The organism is Nonomuraea sp. NPDC051191 (genome assembly GCF_044455665.1).
In the GTDB taxonomy this organism is placed as follows: Bacteria; Actinomycetota; Actinomycetes; order Streptosporangiales; family Streptosporangiaceae; genus Nonomuraea.
This window is the reverse complement of record NZ_JBITEZ010000012.1, coordinates 156,349-172,824: the sequence shown is the minus strand read 5'-3', so window position 1 is coordinate 172,824 and position 16,476 is coordinate 156,349. Positions and strand designations below refer to the sequence as shown.

Below are 16,476 nucleotides of genomic sequence, written 5' to 3'. Positions count from 1 at the left end.
CCGGGATGCGGCGGGCGGTCATGCCAGGCTGTTCACCGCCGCCACCACGGCCGCGCCCCCGTCCTCCGCCCTGATGCGTTCCGACAGCTCCGCGGCCCGCCGCGCGTACGAGGGCTCGCTCACGGCCGCGCGCAGGGCGGCCGCGAGCCGTTCCGGGGACAGGCGGCGGAAGGGGACAGCGGCCGGGCCGACCCCGAGCGCGGCCAGCCGGGACGCCCACAACGGCTGGTCGGCCAGGGCGGGCAGGCCGACGGCGGGCACGCCCGCCCGCAGCCCGGCCCCCGTGGGCCCGCTGCCGCAGTGGTGGGCGACGGCGGCCATGCGCGGGAACAGCCACTCGTGCGGCACGTCCGCGACGCCCAGCACGTCGTCGTTCAGCGTTCCGGGCACGCCCGTCTGGAGCACGCCGCGCAGGCCGGCCAGCCGCAGGGCGTGAAGGGCCAGGTCGGTGTAGTGGTCGGCGCGCGGGCCCGCCTGGCTGCCGAAGCCCACGAACACCGGGGGCGGGCCGGAGTCGAGGAAGTCGCGCAGGCGCGGGTCGGGCCGCCAGCCGGCCGAACGTACCGGCCACCAGTAGGGGTTGCCGTAGTACTCGGGAAAGATCGGGCGGATATAGCCGTGACCTGGCGTTCTCAATGACCGTGTTGCCGTCGGTCTGGGATTGATGGCGAAGCTGCCATGCGGTTCACGCACGCGCGTTGACACTCACCGTGCTTCGCTGCCGTTGAGATGCCATGTCGGCCGACTGCCTCACTGGCCACTGAGCGATCAGTGGGTACGGCGGGGCGGAGCGAGATGAGTGGTGACGGCCGCGATGGCTTCGGCTCCGGGTTTGACGTAGCGCATGGCGGTGCGGGCGTTCTTGTGCCGGGTCTTGCCCATGATGAGCTGCAGCGGGATCTCGGCCTCGCCGAGGTGGGTGGCGGCGCTGTGGCGCAGCTGGTGCAGGTCGAGGCTGGCGTAGCTGTCCAGTAGGACGCGGGCGCGGTCGTAGCCGAGGCGGGCGCGGCCGGTGTGCGGGCAGATGTCGACGGCGGCCGGGCGGCGGGCCGGGACGGGGCGGCGCATCGACAGGAACAGCGGCCCGCGGGTGCGGATGCTGCCGTCCGGGAGCCGCAGCAGGCGGGGCAGCAGGTGGGCGGTGCCGCGCTCCCAGTACACCCATTCGATGGCGCCCCCCTTGGAGCGAACGGGAGCGCGCCGGCCTTCCAGGTCGAGGTCCTCGACGTTCAGCGCCAGGATCTCCGTGGCCCGGGCCGCGGTCTCATACAGCATCCGGTACAGCGTCTTCTCCCGGAGCGGGAGGTCACGCCGCGACAGTAGCCGCTCGATCGTGGTCTTGGAGACGGCCTTGGTGTGGTCGACGTTCTCCCGGCGACGTTCGGCGTAGGCCGGGACGGACGGGGCGACCCAGTTCTTCTTCGCCTGGCACCAGGTGAGCCAAGACGAGACTGCGGCCCGGTTGCGGTTCCACGTCGCCGGCGCGCACCCGCCCCACAAGAAGGTGAGCGCGTCGCCGATCTCGGCGTCGGCGACGTTGGCCAGGAGGCGGTCGCGGCCACCGACCGTGGCGACGGTGCGGTCGACCGCGGAGGCGTAGGCGCGGTAGGTGTTGGGGTTGGCGACGCGATGGGTGGCCAGGAATTCGTCGGCCGCGTCGGCGAGCGTGACGCCGGCGTCGCGGATCGCGGTGACCTTCGCGGCGGCTGCGCTCATCGGCCGCGCGCCTGCGCCGGCTCGATGTACCGGATAACGTGCCCGAGTCGCGCATCGGCCGCCAGAGCAGATCGCCAGCTTGGCCGTGATCGTGCAACGCTCATGTACGTGATAATAGGCTGTTATCTCGTACATAGAGTGGGGCTTGCGGGGCTGTGACGTGTGGGCGTGTGCCGTGATGGGGGATGTCCTTCCCGGCTTGCGGAGGCTGGCGGAGCCGCATCAGGCGGTCTGGCCGCCGTCCATGACCAGGGCGTGGCCGATAGTGAACGCGGCCAGGCCCGAGCACAGCCACAGCACCGCCGAGGCGATCTCTTCGGGTTTGCCCATGCGCCCGATCGGCTCCTGATCGATCACGTCCTGGCGGCCTTCAGAGGTGCCGCCGGTGAAGCGGTGCATCATCTCGGTGTCGATGATGCCAGGGCAGATGGCGTTGATGCGGATGCCGTCGGCGGCGTAATCGAGGGCGGCGGACGTGGTCAGGCCGATGATGCCGTGCTTGGCGGCGGCGTAGGCGGCCTGGCCTTTGAAGCCTTTGACCCCGGTGCCGGAGGAGGTGTTGACGATCACGCCTCCGCCGTTCTCCAGCATGAGCGGGATCTGGTGTCGCATGCAGGTGAAGACGCCCTTGAGGCTGATCCCCAGGACGCGGTCCCACTCGTCCTCGGTGATCTCGGTGAGAGGGTGGACCGGCTGCTCGACGCCGGCGTTGTTGAAGGCGATGTCCAGATGGCCGTATTCGCCGATCAGGGTGTCCAGGACCGTGCGCACGTCGTGGTCGCTGGTGACATCGCAGGTGACCGCGAGGGCTCGTCCGCCCTGTTCGCGGATCAGGTGGGCGGTCTGTTCGTTCAGGTCGGTCGTGACATCGGCGACCACGACGTGGGCTCCTTCGCGGGCGAAGGCCAGCGCGGTGGCGCGGCCGATGCCACTGGCCGCGCCGGTCACCAGCGCGGTCTTGCCTTCGAAGCAGTGGACATCAGGCTGAGTCATGGAAGCGTCCCTCCTGGGTTCTTGCCCCGCCTGTTGTTGCCGACCGGCGTTGCTCGGCGGGTGCCAGTGTGGATGGCTGGTGTGGGTGGTGGTCGCCGAGGGTTGCTCTGACGTCACAGGAGAGCCTCGATGGGATGGGCAGGTCGCGGACGCGGCGGCCGGGGGCGTGGAATACGGCGTTGGCGGTCGCGGGTGCCACACCGACGATGGAGGGCGGGGGTTCGTCGTCGGCACGACGGTCCCAATCGGCCCGCTGCCCTCTGATCGTCTGGCGCTGTGCCGGTCTTCGCCGCTCTCCCGCCCCCAACAGGGGCTTCGGAGACGGAAGGCCTGGATGGTGGCGAGCCGTCACCCATCTGAGGCGACGCCGTGCGGGTTGGCTGCCGATGAGGGCCAGCGCGGCGTGGCCTTCGTTGGGACCGGCTCCAGCAAGGCGGCGACGCGTGTCCACGGATTCAGGCGCGTTCGATGGTGACGGTGAAGTCGCCGTCCTTCGCGGTGAGCTTCTCCATCCCGGAATCGATCCAGCCGAGGTTGATCAGGCCGTCGGAGTGGCGGAAGTCCTGGTAGAAGATAGCCAGGTTGCCCCAGGGGGCGTAGTAGTTGATGTCGCCGATCTTCGCTGCTGTTCCGGCCGGGGATCCGGTGGTCGGCAGCTTCTTGGGCAGGTCGCTCACCTTCTCGTTGCCCGCGTAGTCGCTGAGCGTCAGGGTGAGCGGCAGCAGGCCGGCGAAGTCGTGGGCGGCGGCGCTGTCGTTGAGCGTTGCCTCGATCGTGGCGTCGTCGAGTATCAGGCGGATCTTCATGCTGGTTGTCCTCTCGGACTGCTTCGTTGGTTCCGCCTGCTCGGTGCCGGCGGGTGGGACTGGTGAAGTCATGCCAGGGACCTGGGCTGCGGGGCCCGGGGCTCCGCCTGATGTACCGCAAGCTGTCGTCGTGAGGAGAGCTGCCAGCAGGGCTGCGGGGAGTGTTCTGGTCATCGCGGGTGGCGCTTTCCGGGATACGAGCATGGCGCGGATCGGCCCAGGGCCCAGAAGCCGGGCCCTGGGGCATCGGTCAAGGCGGGATCAGCAACGGCAGCGCGGCTCGCCAGGCACGTGCCTGAGCTGTTCACGGTGCCTGTTCACCAGGCGTAGGCCTGCGGTGCTTCTCCGCCAGGCCCCGGCCAGATGTCGTCGAGTTCGCGTAGCGTCTCCTGCGACAGGGAGATGTCCAGGGCGCGTGGGCTGTCCTTGAGCTGCTCGACGGTGCGCGGGCCGATGATGGCTGAGGTCAGGACGGGGTTGTGCAGCAGCCAGGCCAGGGCGACGTCGGCGGGCTGCTCGCCGAGGTCGGAGCAGAGGGCCTCGTAGCGTTCGAGCTGGGGGCGGTGCTGCTCGATCTGCTGCTGGACCTGATCGCTGGCGCGGCGGCCTTCGCTCATCTTGCGCAGGACGCCGCCGAGCAGCCCGCCGGCCAGCGGGCTCCACGGGATGAGGCCGACGCCGTAGTAGCGCAGCGCCGGGATGACCTCGAGTTCGACGGTGCGGGCGGTGAGGTTGTACAGGCTCTGCTCCGAGACCAGGCCGAGCAGATGACGGGAGGTGGCGGCGTTCTGGGCGGTGGCGATGTCCCAGCCGGCGAAGTTGCTGCTGCCGACGTAGGTGACCTTGCCCTCACGCATCAACTGGTCCATCGCCTGCCAGATCTCCTCCCACGGCGTGGCGCGGTCGATGTGGTGCATCTGGTAGAGGTCGATGTGGTCGGTCTGCAGCCGGCGCAGGCTCGCCTCGCAGGCGCGGCGGATGTGGTAGGCCGACAGGTATTTGTCGTTCCGGCCGAGGCCCATCGGCTGGTAGACCTTGGTCGCCAGCACGATCCGGTCACGCCGGTCGCCGCCTTGGGCGAGCCAGCGGCCGATGATCTCCTCGGAGATGCCGAACCCCTTGTCCATGTCCGGGGTCTGGGGGCCGCCGTAGACGTCGGCGGTGTCGAAGAAGTTGATGCCCGCCTCCAGCGCGGCGTCCATGATCTGGAAGGCGGTGGGCTCGTCCGTGGCGTCGCCGAAGTTCATCGTGCCCAGGGCGAGCCGGCTGACGCGCAGGCCGCTGCGGCCCAGATGCTTGTAGTCCATGTCGATCCCTTTCTCAGATGTGGGCCGTCACCAGCGGGTGGCGGCCGGGGTCGCCGTGTAGTCGGCGTCGGTGACGTGTTCCCGCCAGGTGGTGTCGTCGCCTTCCCATAGGGCCAGGTGGGTCATGAAGTGGCCGGGGGCGGCGCCGTGCCAGTGCTCCTCGCCGGGTGGGGTCCAGATGATGTCGCCTGGGCGGGCCTCGATCAGCTCGGAGCCTCTGGCTTGGATCAGTGCGACGCCTTCGATGACGAGCAGGCTCTGGCCGAGGCCGTGGGAGTGCCAGGCGGTGCGGGCGCCGGGCGCGAACCTGACGATGTTCGCGCGGGATCGGGACGGGTCCTCGCCGCGGTGGATGACGTCGAACCAGACGTCGCCAGTGAACCACTCGGCCGGCCCTTTGGTGGTCGGTGGCTGGTTCAGCACTTCCATGGTCGTTCCTCTCCTGGTCGGCGGTCGCGGTGCGCGCCCGTGCGTCAGGGGCGCAGGAGGGTCTTGATGGCGCGGCGTTCGTCCATCGCCTGGTAGCCCTCGGCGGCCTGCTCCAGGGGGAGGTCGAGGTCGAAGACCTTGCCGGGGTCGATCGTCCGGTTCCAGATCAGGTCGATGAGCTCGGGCAGAAAGCGGCGTACCGGGGCCGGGCCGCCGTGCAGGTGCACGCCGGAGAAGAACAGCTCCTCGCCCGGCAGTTCGACGCCGTGGGCGACGCCGACGTAGCCGACGTGCCCGCCAGGGCGGGTGGCGCGGATGGCCTGCATCATCGACTCCTGCGTGCCGACGGCCTCGATGACCGAGTGCGCACCGAGCCCGCCGGTCAGCTCCTTGAGCCGGGCGACGCCCTGGTCCCCGCGTTCGGTGATGACGTCGGTGGCGCCGAAATCGGCGGCGAGCTTCTGCCGGTCGGCGTGGCGGCTGAAGATGACGATCCGTTCGGCTCCGAGCTGCCTGGCGGCCAGGACGCCGAGCAGGCCGACCGCGCCGTCGCCCACGACGGCGACCGTCTTGCCCGGACCGGCCTCGGCGGCGACGGCGCCGAACCAGCCGGTGCCCAGCACATCGGAGGCGGTCAGCAGGCTCGGCACGAGGTCCGGGTCCGGCACGGCGGGGGTGGCGACCAGGGTGCCGTCGGCCAGCGGGATGCGCGCGTACTGGGCCTGGGTGCCGATCGCGCCGATCAGTTCGGCGTGCACGCAGCGGGACTGGTAGCCGGCCCGGCAGATCTCGCAGGTGTTGTCGGAGGCGAAGAACGAGCCGACGACGAAGTCACCGGCCTTGATGGTCTCGACCGCCTCGCCGGTCTGCTCGACCACGCCGACGTACTCGTGTCCCATCGGGACTGGCTCGTCGGACTTGTCCACGCCCCGGTAGGGCCACAGGTCCGAGCCGCACACGCAGGCAGCGGTGACGCGGATGACCGCGTCGGTGCGCTGGACGATCCACGGGTCGGGACGGTCCTCGACGCGGATGTCGCCGGGGCCGTGCAGAACTACTCCACGCATGAGTGGTGTCTCCTTCAAGATGTCAGGTGATGGCGGTGGATCAGCGGACGCCGTCGAGCGTCCGGGTCCCGCCTCGGAAGGTGCGTCGCCAGCCGGATGCCTGGTCAGGACCGGCGCCGGCGGCGTCCCCGCACGGTTCCCCCACCCAAGGGGGCACCTTCCCTGGTGGGCGCAGCAGGAACAGGCGAGCCGATCTCTTTCCCGGCATTTCGCCGGGAGCAGCGAAAGCCCTGAGGTCCGCAGGACGCGCTTACCGCGTCGGTACGGCGGCGAGCTCGAGTTCGTCGACCGGAACCGGCTGCGCCGTCCGCGGGCGGTGCCGGGTGATGAGGGCACAGGAGGCCGCCGCGAGCGCGACCGAGACGACGGTCACGATGCCGAGCGGCAGCATGGCGGCCGCCCCGGCCAGTCCGACGAAGGGGGCGGCGACGCCGCCGAAGGCGAAACGGGCCATGCCCAGCAGCGAGGAGGCGGTGCCCGCCATCTGCGGGTATCCGGCCAGTGCCAGCGTGGTGGCGGGCGGGGTGGTGGCGGCCACGCCGCTGACCATGACCAGCAGCGAGACGACCACCACGGCCAGCGGCAGCGCCCACAGCCCGGCGGCCAGCAGCCCGAGCGCGCCGAGCGCGCACATGGCCAGGCCCGCGGCCAGGGTACCGCGCACGCTCCACCGCTCGCTGCTGCGCCCGGCCAGGTAGCCGAAGACCATGAACCCGGCCGAGTTCAGGCCGAAGACCAGCGCGTACTGCTGCGGCGACAGGCCGTAGATCCCTTGCAGGACGTACGTGGCGCCGGCCAGGTAGGCGAACAGGGCGGCGTTGACGAAGCCCTGCAGCAGCACCGCGCCGGTGAACACCCGGTCCGACAGCAGGGTGCGGAAGTCGCGGCCGGTCTGGGCGAACCCGCCTGCCGTGCGGCCCGCCTGGGGCAGCGTCTCGCGGTAGCCGAAGGCGATGAGCGCCAGGATGAGCGCGCCGATCACGGCGAGGAACACGAACAGGCCACGCCAGTCGGTCACCCTGGCCAGCTGGCCGCCCAGCAGCGGCCCGACGATGGCGGCCAGCCCGCCGAGCACGGTCATCCGGCCGTAGTAGCGGATGAGCTGCCCGCCGGAGTAGAGGTCACGCCCGGCGGCCTGCGCGATCACGATGCCGGCGCCGCCCGCGAGACCCTGCACCAGCCGGGCGGCGATGAGCGTCTCGATGCTCGGGCTGAGCGCGCACAGCAGCGAGGTCGCGACGTAGGCGAACACACCGACGTAGAGCGGCCGGGCGCGGCCGAACCGGTCCGACAGAGGCCCGGCCACCAGCTGCCCGAGCGCCAGTCCGATCAGGCACGCGGTGACGGTCAGCTGCGCCATCGATGTCACCGCGCCCAGCTCGTCCGTCAACGCGGGCAGGACGGGCAGGTACAGGTCCATCGAGATGGGGCCGAACACCGTCAGCAGGAGCAACAGCGCCGCAAGCAGCCGGGAATCCGGCTGGACCGCGGGTGAAGATGGATTGCGCATGACTCCAGTCAAAGGCCGCCCGCCGCAGAGCGGGAGTCTCTGTCAAGGGGTGTACCGGCAGGGCACCCCAGACCTCCCGCACCGCCTCTACGCTGGGATTATGGATAACCGTCGCGAAGTCCGCGAGTTCCTCACCTCGCGCCGGGCCAAGGTCACGCCCGAGCAGGCCGGCATCCCCGGCGGCGCCAACCGGCGCGTGCCCGGGCTGCGCCGTACCGAGGTCGCCATCCTCGCCGGGGTGAGCGTCGAGTACTACGCCAAGCTCGAACGCGGCCAGATCGCCGGCGCGTCCGCGTCCGTGCTGGAGGCGATCGCGCGGGCGCTACACCTGGACGACACCGAACGCGCCCACCTGTTCGACCTGGCCCGCGCCGCCGACGGCATCCCCGCCTCCGGGCGCACGCGCCGCCGCGCGAGCAGGCAGAGCGCCTCCCGGCCCAGCCTGCACTGGGCGCTGGAGGCCATCACCGACGGCATCGCCTTCGTCCGCAACCCCCGTCAGGACCTGCTGGCCGCCAACGCGCTCGGCCGCCGCTTCTACGCCCCCGTCATCGGCGACGGCGGCCGCACCCCGAACCTGGCCCGCTTCCAGTTCCTCGACCCCGCCTCACGCGACTTCTACCCCGACTGGGGCCTGTTCGCCGAGATGTGCGTCGCGATCATGCGCGCCGAAGCCGGCCGCGACCCCCACGACCGCGCCCTGCAGGACCTGGTCGGCGAGCTGTCGACCCGCAGCGACACCTTCCGCACGCTGTGGGCCGCCCACGACGTGCGCACTCACGGAACGGGCACCAAGCGCTTCCACCACCCCGAGGTGGGCGAACTCCTGCTCGCCTATGAAGAGCTCGCCGTCACCGCCGAACCCGGGCTCGTGCTCATCATCTACACCGCCGAACCGGGATCACCCTCCGCCGAACGCCTGCGCCTGCTCGCCTCCCTGGCCGCCGGGCAGCCGGCACACGCCGACGACGAAGCCGCCGGCACCCATCCGGGATCGCGCTGAACCCCGGTCGGTCCGACGGCGCTCGGACCATGTTCCAGCGGCGGCGCATGTGATCAGCCCGTCAGGGCAGAACGCACGCCGACCACTGCTGCGCCGCTCACGAATGCGACTGCCCGTCTAGAACAGGGTGTCGCGCACGCGCAGGGGCCGGTACCCGGTGGGGCCGAGCTGGGCGAGTTCGCCTTCGACATCGACATCGATGGAGCCGAAGAAATTGATGTTCTCGCTGTGGGCCGGGGAGATGTGGGCGAGTACCTCCTCATCGATGCGGCGCCCGGAGCGGCGCATCGATTCCACCGCCAGGCCGTAGTACTCGGTCGTCCAGATGATGACGGCGTTGGTGATCAGGGTGAGGCACCAGGCTTGTTCGCTCTGCTGCTCCAGGTGGCGGGCGCGGATCGCGCCTTCGTGGGCATACAGCAGGTCCCGCTTCAGCGCGTGCAGCGACTCGCCCTTGTTCAGCTGGCGCGAGATCTTGCGACGATAGCCGGCGTCGGACAGGTACCGGGCGGCGTAGATCGAGCGCCGCAGCGCCCCATACTCCTTCAGCGCAGCAGCCAGGGCGTTCTGCCGGCTCGATGCGGAAAGCTTGCCCACCAGCAGTGAGGCGGTGGCGTGCCCGAACTTCAGCGATCCGGCCAGCCGCAGTAGCTCGTCCCAGTGGGCCGCGATCAGATCGAGGTTGGCTCGCCGGGTCAGCAGCGGCCCCGCGAGCGGAAACGCCGAGATCGCCTGCGCCTTGGGCCCGGCCCGGTAGAGGGTGACCTTGCCCAGGTCCCGGATGCGCGGGGACAATCGCAGTCCCAGCAGGTCGAACAGGCCAAAGTTGACCAGCGTCACTCCGTGCGTGTCGGTGGCGTGCTCGGTGATCGGGATGTCGGAGGCGTTGCCGAGGATCTCATCCAGCACGTAGTGCGCCTCACGCTTGGTCGCCACGATTATCTTCGTGCCGTAGGTGGTGTGCTGGTCGGTCACGTGCGTGTACGTCGACAGCCCCTCATGGGCGAAATACCTGCTCAACGCTCTGGCGGTGATGGACTTGCCGCGAGTGGGGAAGCGCTGGCCATCGGAGGAGGACAGGGTGCCGGAGCCGAAGACCGAGGTCAGCGGCAGCTTCTGGTGGTAGCCGATCAGCGCCAGGTTCGCCGCGCGCAGCGTCTCCTCCCGCACATACCATTCGGCGGTCCAGGCCAGGATGTCGTAGGAGATCCCGCAGGCATCGGCCATGCGGGTCAGCCCGAGGTTGGTGGAATGCGCGATCAGTACCGCGATCAGGTTGCGCTTCAGCTCCGGCGTGCGGGTCTGTTTGCCGCCGGCATGGGTGAAGCAGTCCAGAAACCGGGTGCGCTTGTCCATCTCGATCAACAGCGACACGATCGGCGCGAACGGCAGCATCTCGGTCAGCTCCGCCTTCAACGCCACCGCTTCGGCCGGGATGTCCTCCGCGGTCAGCGGGGAGATCACCAGGTCGCCCGCCGCGTCCAGGCGGACCGGACCATCACCCTCAGCCAGGGTTTGCTCCAGCTGGCCCAGCGCCGTTTGCAGTTCGTCGCTCACCTGGGCCAGGCCCGAGGCCGCGTCGGCGGGTTTGCCGACCAGCCGGCAAAACTCCGCGCGGTGATTCGCCCACTTGGCCGGGGTGAGCAGGTAGGCGGCCGGGTTGGCATACCGGCGCGATCCGGGCACCCACACATCCCCCGCCCGCAGGGCATCCCGTAGCGCCAGCAGTGTGCACAGCTCCCAGTAGTGCCGGTAGGCGCTGGCATTGCCGCTCTTGGCCGCAGCATCCAGGTAGCCGCGCCAGCGCGCCGGAACGAAGGAGACCGGCGCGACCGCGGGGACTTTGCGGGCGCCCGTGGCGTTCAGCTCCCGCAAGATCTCCACCGCCCTCAGCAGGTCAGCGGCGGCGGTGCCACCGGCGAAGGGCACCGCCTCCAGCACCTGCGGGGTGAACTGCCGCAAGTATCCGTACGAGCCGTCCAGCACGGCCAGGTGCCCGTGATCGCGCGGCAGCGCAGGTAACGCGCCCGCCTGCGCCGAGCGCAGCCGCTCCCACCCGATCCGCTCACCGCGGATCAGGCCGCCCACCTCCTCATCCGGCACCGCCGGGTCGGCAACGATGGCCAAGATCGCATCCAGCAGCGCCTGCCGGTCCTCCCCGGACTTGGCACGCTCGGCCAGTGCGTCTCGCATCCGGTGCGCCGCCTTGCTCTCCCGCGCCGAGACCGCCTGATCGAACAACTGCACGGCCTCGTCCAGCACTTCCGTCGCCGACTGCGCCACCAACGTCAGCAGAATCGGATACCGGCGCTCCGGCTCACGCCGCTGCAACGCCTGCGCCGTCAGGCGGCGGCCTACCATGGCCAAGAACCGGCGCCGCTCGGCCGGGAGCACTGACAGATCCAAGATGTGCGCGTCCATCCCGCGCAGGAACTCCAGCTTCGCGACCTCGGCCTTCACCGCGGAGGGCGAGGCCTCCACCGGCCCCTTGCCCAGCCACCGCAGCCGGGTCATCCCGATCGCCGGATCGGTCACCAACAACCCATCCAGCCCGGCACGGCGCTCGTCGGTCAACTCGTGCGCGAGCCGGTCGAACGTCTCCCGCCGCGCCACCTCCCGGGCATGCGCGACCCGCTTCACCACGATCAATGGCCCCGGCCGGATCACCTTCGCCGAGATCAGATACTCGCACGCTAATCGGAACAGCAGGGTCGGCGAGTCGTGTTCCATCGCCCGCGCCAGCAGAAACTCATCCAGTTCCTTCAGCTCCAGCGAGCCCGCCAGCCGCCATCCCAGATACTTCGCCGCCAGCCGCAGATGGTCAGTCCGTGTCTTCGCCCGACGCCCGTAGGAGCGGATCACGTCCAGGTCGACGCCGAGTTGGGCGGCCAGCCGAGCCACCGCCGCAGGCGGCGCCGACGCCACGTCGTCGGGCACGAACCCCAACCAGGGCAACGTGCACAACGCGACGGCAAGTCCCAACCGGTCCGCCGGCCCTCGGCCACGGCCGGGATCGACGAACGCCACGTCCGCCGGGGTCAACGTGAAGAACCGGAACAACTCCTCCCGGCCGATCTCGGGAAACCTCCGCAGGCCCTCTAACTCTTCGTCCGTGAACACCGGAGCAACCACTCAGCAGCCTCCCGCCAGAGCCCGAAGATCCCGGCTCAGGACCCTACTCCGGGATATCCGCCTGATTTTTCCCGAGTACTACCGCAACCCCCAGTAGCCCGTCACCTCCAGCCCCGCCCGCCAGTCGGCCGGTCGGGGCAGCACCGACGGGCTGAACCCGTGCAGGACCGGCCAGCACGCGGCCTCCCGCCGCCGGTACGCCTCCCGCGAGCCGATCGGCGGCAGCCCGAGCGCGGCCCGTAACTCCTTGGCCGACCCGGCGTGCGCGGGCGAGGGCGGCGCGAACGCCAGGCGGGCCGCCGTCCGGTTGTCCCACCGGCCGAGCGAGCGGCGCACGACGCTCATGACCGGCGGGAAGTCCCCCGTGGGCTCCACCGGCTGCAGGGGGAACAGGTCGCCCGGGATGTCCCGATGCTCCAGACCCGCGGTGGTCACCAGGTCGGCGTACGGCTGGTGGCAGGCGACGGCCACCTCGTGCCCGGCCTCCCGCAGCCGTACGCCCAGCCCCGTGTACGGGGCCACGTCACCCCGCTGGCCTTCCTCGCGCGTTCGGTGGTGGCCGAGCCGCTGGCGGCGCTGCTGCGCGCGGGCCTGCCGATCGTCCTCGACTTCTACGCCGGTCAGCTCAGGGCGGCCCAGGCGGCCGGTCAGGTGGCCGCCGACGTCGACGCCGTCATGGAGGCGGCCATGTTGTTCGCCTTCGCCCAGGGCCTGGTGAACCCGATCGTCATCGGCCACTACACCGCCGAGGACGCCGCGGCGCTCGTCGAACACCAGCTCGGACGGCTGTTCGGACGGCCTCAGGCGCCCTCAGGTGGAGCCTGAGCAGGCGTTCCGGTCGGCGGGGCGGCCGTCCAGCGCGGCGCGGAGGGCGGCGGCGAAGGCCGGGTAGTCGATCGGCGGTGAGTCGGGGCCCTTCAGCACCGCCTGGCGGACACAGCCCCGGAACACCTCGCTGAACGCCGGATAGTACGGGGAGGCGGGCCGGGTGACGGTGTCCTGGAGACCGGCGTGGACGGCCCCGGCCAGCGCGCTGAGCTCCCGGGGGCCGACGGTGTCGCCGGGCGGGTCCGTGGTCGTCTTCCGGCAGGCCGTCGGCCGGTCGCGGAACTCGGCGTACACGGCCTCGATCACCGAAGGGTAGCCGCCGCAGGCGAACAGCCTGCTCTGGCGCTTCCGCCCGGTCAGGAACCGGATGAGCTCCATGGCCTCCTTCGCGTGCGGGGAGTCCCTGGCGATGGCCAGGTTGAAACCGCCCAGGGTGCCGTGGGTGGGAAACTTGCCGACCTTGAAGCGCAGGGTTCCGGAGGCGGGGCGCAGGGCCGGGTCGGCGGCCAGCTCGTGGAAGGAGAACGCCCAGTCGCGCAGGTAGCCGACGTCCGGCCGGCGGAACTCGCGCATGCTCGTACGCTCCTGCAGACTCGCGTACCGCGGCCGGTCTTCCAGGACGGCGCGGGTCATCGTGCTCCACCGTGCCAGCGCCGTCCGCGCCTTGTCCGCGTTGCCCGGCTCGTCCAGCACCACGCGGTCGTCCCGCATGATCTCGCCGCCGCCGGAGAGCATCGCCTCCAGCAGGTTGACCGTGCCGCCCTCGTAGTCGTCGAGCTGGGCGGCGTAGCGGTGCCGGGAGGCCAGGTCCAGGAACTCGTCCAGGGTGCGGGGGTAGGGCAGGCCCGACTTGTAGTACAGCAGCGGGACGTTGGTGCCGAAGGGGACGGCGTACTGCGTGCCGTCCACCTCGCCGGTGCGCAGGGCCTGCGGCACGAAGGCCGCGCGTTCCTGCGGGGTCAGCGGGGTCTCCCGCAGGAAGCCGTTGCGGGCGAACTCCGGCACCCAGGCCACGTCCATGACCAGGACGTCGTACGCGCATCGCCCCGCCTGGGCCGCGGTGACCATCTCCTTGCGTTCGTCGTCGGTGGTCTCGCCCATCTCCACCAGCGTCACGCGGGGCTGGTGGTGGGCGTTCCACTCGTCGAACAGCTCGCGCCGGTAGGTGCTGGCACTGATGTCGTCACCCGCCGCCACCCGCAGCCCTTCCTGGAGATGGGACGGGCACACGCGGTCCGACCGGGCGGTGCGGTCGGCGACCAGCAGGTACGCCAGCAGGCACACCGTCACCACGAACGCGACGCCCGCCGCCACCCGTTCGGCGACCGGCCGGCCGGACATCAGGGCCGCCCCCTGATCGCCGAGATCAGGTTGCGCAAGGCGTCCTCCAGGTTGTTGTGGGCCACGGCGGTGCAGGTCACCCCGCCGGCCGGGACGGGCCCCGGTCCGAGTCCGGGCGGGCAGGCGGCGTCGCCGACCACCAGGACGTGCACGTCCAGAACGGTGGCCGCGTCGCGCGCCGCCCGTTCGAGGGCCTGCGCCACCTTGTCGTCGTCCTTCTCGTCGGACCTGAAGGGACCGCCGTCGGTGATCACGACGACCGGCCTGCCGGGCGGGTCCAGTTCGTGGCCCAGGTCCCTCAACGCCTGCGAGATCGGCGCGTCCCTGGCTCCGCGCGGCGCTTCGGCGAGCCGCGACTGCAGGCGCTCCCAGTCCTGCCGGTGGTAAACCTCGGGGTCGAACCTGACCACCCGCCCGCCCTGCTCTGGCCGGTGGAACAGGCTCACGGACAGCCGGTCGTCGTTGCCCAGCGAGCCGCGTACGGCTGAGAGCGCGTCCCGGACCCTGGCCAGCAGGGAGGAGGGCGACTCCGCCATCGAGCCCGACCCGTCCAGCGCCACCTGGGTGCTCACCGACGGCAGCTTGGCGGCGATCCGCTCGCGGACCATGCCCAGGTCGTCCTGGGTCGCCTTGCCGGCCGGGTCGGGGCGGGTGTCGAGCGGGCGCGTCCGGGACAGCCAGGCGGCCAGGTCGCGCACGGCTTCCATGCGCGCGGGCGCGTCCCCGGGCCAGCTCACCCCGTGGACGGGATGCGTGATCAGCGTGCCGGCCTCGGGTTTCACGTCCATGAGGGCGTCGCCGCCGCTGAGCTGCCTGCCGGGGCAGGGGGTGGAGCCCGGCAGGCCGGCGTTGAGGTCCACGACGGCACGGGCCGGCACGAGGAAGGCGAGGTCGTCGCGCTCGTCCTTCGACCCCGTGCGGAACCGGCACAAGGTCTCCCCGACGGTTCCCCCGAGGCCGGCGCTGCGGGCGATCTCCTTGCCGCTGTCGGTGTCCACGACCCGCGCGGCGGCGACCAGCCCGGCGACCGACAGGCTCGGCTCGGGGTAGGTCAGGCGCATCCGCTGCCGGCCCCGGGCGGCCGCCAGCGCCGCGTCGAGACCGCGGCCGGGCCCGCGCGCGGGCAGGATCTGGTTGAGCACGCCGTAGCGGGAGCTCGACACCGCCAGCGTCAGCCGGTCGGCGCCCGCGTCGCCCAGGGGCTCGATCCGCACGGGCGCGGCCCTGATCCGGTCGTCCCCGCCGAACACCAGGCCGAGCTCCGCCGCCGTGGTCGCCACCCACAGGTCCGGACGCGGGGTGAGCAGCCGCGTGTACGGGTCGCCGTTCTGGTTGTAGCCGTCCCGCTGCCAGTCGTTGTCGAAGCCGTAGGCCAGCTCCTCGACGGACGCCTCCGGGTAGACCGAGACGCGGTGCAACGCGCAACCGTGCTCCGACCGGCTCCCGACGAACGCCTCGGCGGCGATCCGCAGCGCGCTCACGTTCTCCGGCGCGGTCATGACGGTCAGCTCCTGCGGGGGATCGCACGGTCCGAGACCCAGCCGCCGGTACGCCCACACGCCGCCCGCGCCCACGGCGACCACGCACGCCCCCGCGACGGCGGCCAGGTAGACCGCCAGCAGCAGCCGGACCGCGCGGTTGAGGCGCAACACCCGCGCGGCCCGGCGCAGGCCCCGAGGCGTCTTCCGCCAGATCCACCGCCACGCGCGGGCGCCCCGCTCGGCGGCCGCGGCCCGGACCCGTGCCGGGCTCAGTCTCGAAGCGGCCCAGATCGTCAGGAAGACCGCCCCGGTGAGCAGAGACACCCCGACGTAGTAGCCGCCGGGGATTTGTTCCACAAAAGCGGTGAAATCCGTCCATATCCGGGTGACGATCACACCCACCAGAGTGCTCAGCGCCGTCTCGGCCGCGATGGCGCGCGGAGCGTCCTGGCGCGGCGGCGAGCTGTCGTCCTCGCCGTCGCGCGAGTTCTCTTCACGCGAACGTAATGACGGCATGGGGGCTTCCGTAGGGACCAGTGAGAACGTACTGAAATCGGCGGACGGGGGCCAGTGGCGATTGGGGAGCCTAGCCGCCCGGCTCCCCAAGTGTGGCGGTAATACCCATTCGGACTGTCCAGCGGGTCCGCCCGCCACCGCCGGGCGGCCGGCGCGCGGACCCTCGCGGACCTCCCGAAACCCGCCTCCTGAACCCGTCCGTCCGGTTGCGTCATACCGTCGCCATGCCCCGGCAAAGATCTTCATCGCTACCTGAACGGCGAACCGGGACAAATGGCCTAGCTTCGCGACACCCGAAAATTCGCAATCTTTGTGGGACGCCATCCCGTCCACACGGCCGTACCTGT

Annotated in this window: 14 protein-coding genes; 2 read left to right on the top strand and 12 right to left on the bottom strand. The window is 71.1% G+C overall.

Features of this window, described 5'->3' with window-relative positions; genetic code table 11:
- Positions 1-18: 18 nt before the first annotated feature.
- From ACIA8R_RS32730 to ACIA8R_RS32695, 8 genes are all read right to left on the bottom strand, one after another.
- Positions 19-636 carry a glycosyltransferase gene (locus ACIA8R_RS32730; protein WP_397041843.1) on the bottom strand — a complete coding sequence of 206 codons (618 nt, stop codon included), beginning with the start codon at positions 634-636 and terminating at the stop codon, positions 19-21.
- A gap of 132 nt (positions 637-768) precedes the next feature.
- Complete coding sequence (locus ACIA8R_RS32725) at positions 769-1,716, bottom strand: tyrosine-type recombinase/integrase (RefSeq protein WP_397041842.1); 948 nt, start codon at positions 1,714-1,716, stop codon at positions 769-771.
- A gap of 222 nt (positions 1,717-1,938) precedes the next feature.
- On the bottom strand, positions 1,939-2,709 hold the full coding sequence (locus tag ACIA8R_RS32720) for an SDR family oxidoreductase (protein WP_397041841.1): 771 nt from the start codon (positions 2,707-2,709) through the stop codon (positions 1,939-1,941).
- A 455-nt stretch (positions 2,710-3,164) separates the two neighbouring features.
- Positions 3,165-3,515, bottom strand: coding sequence for a cyclophilin-like fold protein (locus tag ACIA8R_RS32715; RefSeq protein ID WP_397041840.1), 351 nt, complete (start codon positions 3,513-3,515; stop codon positions 3,165-3,167).
- Positions 3,516-3,832: 317 nt separating this feature from the next.
- The gene (locus tag ACIA8R_RS32710) at positions 3,833-4,822 is read right to left on the bottom strand and encodes an aldo/keto reductase (RefSeq protein WP_397041839.1); all 990 of its coding nucleotides are present in this window, start codon (positions 4,820-4,822) and stop codon (positions 3,833-3,835) included.
- A 27-nt stretch (positions 4,823-4,849) separates the two neighbouring features.
- Complete coding sequence (locus tag ACIA8R_RS32705; RefSeq protein WP_397041838.1) at positions 4,850-5,251, bottom strand: cupin domain-containing protein; 402 nt, start codon at positions 5,249-5,251, stop codon at positions 4,850-4,852.
- A gap of 44 nt (positions 5,252-5,295) precedes the next feature.
- Positions 5,296-6,318 carry a zinc-dependent alcohol dehydrogenase family protein gene (locus ACIA8R_RS32700; protein ID WP_397041837.1) on the bottom strand — a complete coding sequence of 341 codons (1,023 nt, stop codon included), beginning with the start codon at positions 6,316-6,318 and terminating at the stop codon, positions 5,296-5,298.
- A 250-nt stretch (positions 6,319-6,568) separates the two neighbouring features.
- The gene (locus ACIA8R_RS32695; RefSeq protein WP_397041836.1) at positions 6,569-7,828 is read right to left on the bottom strand and encodes a multidrug effflux MFS transporter; all 1,260 of its coding nucleotides are present in this window, start codon (positions 7,826-7,828) and stop codon (positions 6,569-6,571) included.
- 100 nt (positions 7,829-7,928) lie between these two features.
- On the opposite strand from ACIA8R_RS32695, the gene ACIA8R_RS32690 reads away from it, so the two are divergent.
- On the top strand, positions 7,929-8,831 hold the full coding sequence (locus tag ACIA8R_RS32690) for a helix-turn-helix transcriptional regulator (protein ID WP_397041835.1): 903 nt from the start codon (positions 7,929-7,931) through the stop codon (positions 8,829-8,831).
- Positions 8,832-8,948: 117 nt separating this feature from the next.
- Here the strand turns inward: ACIA8R_RS32690 and ACIA8R_RS32685 are convergent, their stop codons facing one another.
- On the bottom strand, positions 8,949-11,951 hold the full coding sequence (locus ACIA8R_RS32685; RefSeq protein WP_397041834.1) for a Tn3 family transposase: 3,003 nt from the start codon (positions 11,949-11,951) through the stop codon (positions 8,949-8,951).
- 90 nt (positions 11,952-12,041) lie between these two features.
- Complete coding sequence (locus ACIA8R_RS32680) at positions 12,042-12,398, bottom strand: hypothetical protein (RefSeq protein WP_397041833.1); 357 nt, start codon at positions 12,396-12,398, stop codon at positions 12,042-12,044.
- Here ACIA8R_RS32680 and ACIA8R_RS32675 point away from each other — a divergent pair.
- Positions 12,375-12,788, top strand: a complete 414-nt coding sequence (locus tag ACIA8R_RS32675) for a TetR family transcriptional regulator C-terminal domain-containing protein (protein ID WP_397041832.1) — start codon at positions 12,375-12,377, stop codon at positions 12,786-12,788. The genes ACIA8R_RS32680 and ACIA8R_RS32675 overlap by 24 nt on opposite strands.
- Here ACIA8R_RS32675 and ACIA8R_RS32670 read toward each other — a convergent pair.
- Together ACIA8R_RS32670 and ACIA8R_RS32665 are read right to left on the bottom strand one after the other, a co-directional pair.
- Positions 12,774-14,132 carry an extracellular solute-binding protein gene (locus ACIA8R_RS32670; protein WP_397041831.1) on the bottom strand — a complete coding sequence of 453 codons (1,359 nt, stop codon included), beginning with the start codon at positions 14,130-14,132 and terminating at the stop codon, positions 12,774-12,776. The genes ACIA8R_RS32675 and ACIA8R_RS32670 overlap by 15 nt on opposite strands.
- Positions 14,132-16,129 (bottom strand): vWA domain-containing protein, encoded by a 1,998-nt coding sequence (locus tag ACIA8R_RS32665; RefSeq protein WP_397041830.1) that lies wholly within the window; start codon positions 16,127-16,129, stop codon positions 14,132-14,134. The genes ACIA8R_RS32670 and ACIA8R_RS32665 overlap by 1 nt, the downstream gene beginning before the upstream one ends.
- Positions 16,130-16,476: the final 347 nt, after the last annotated feature.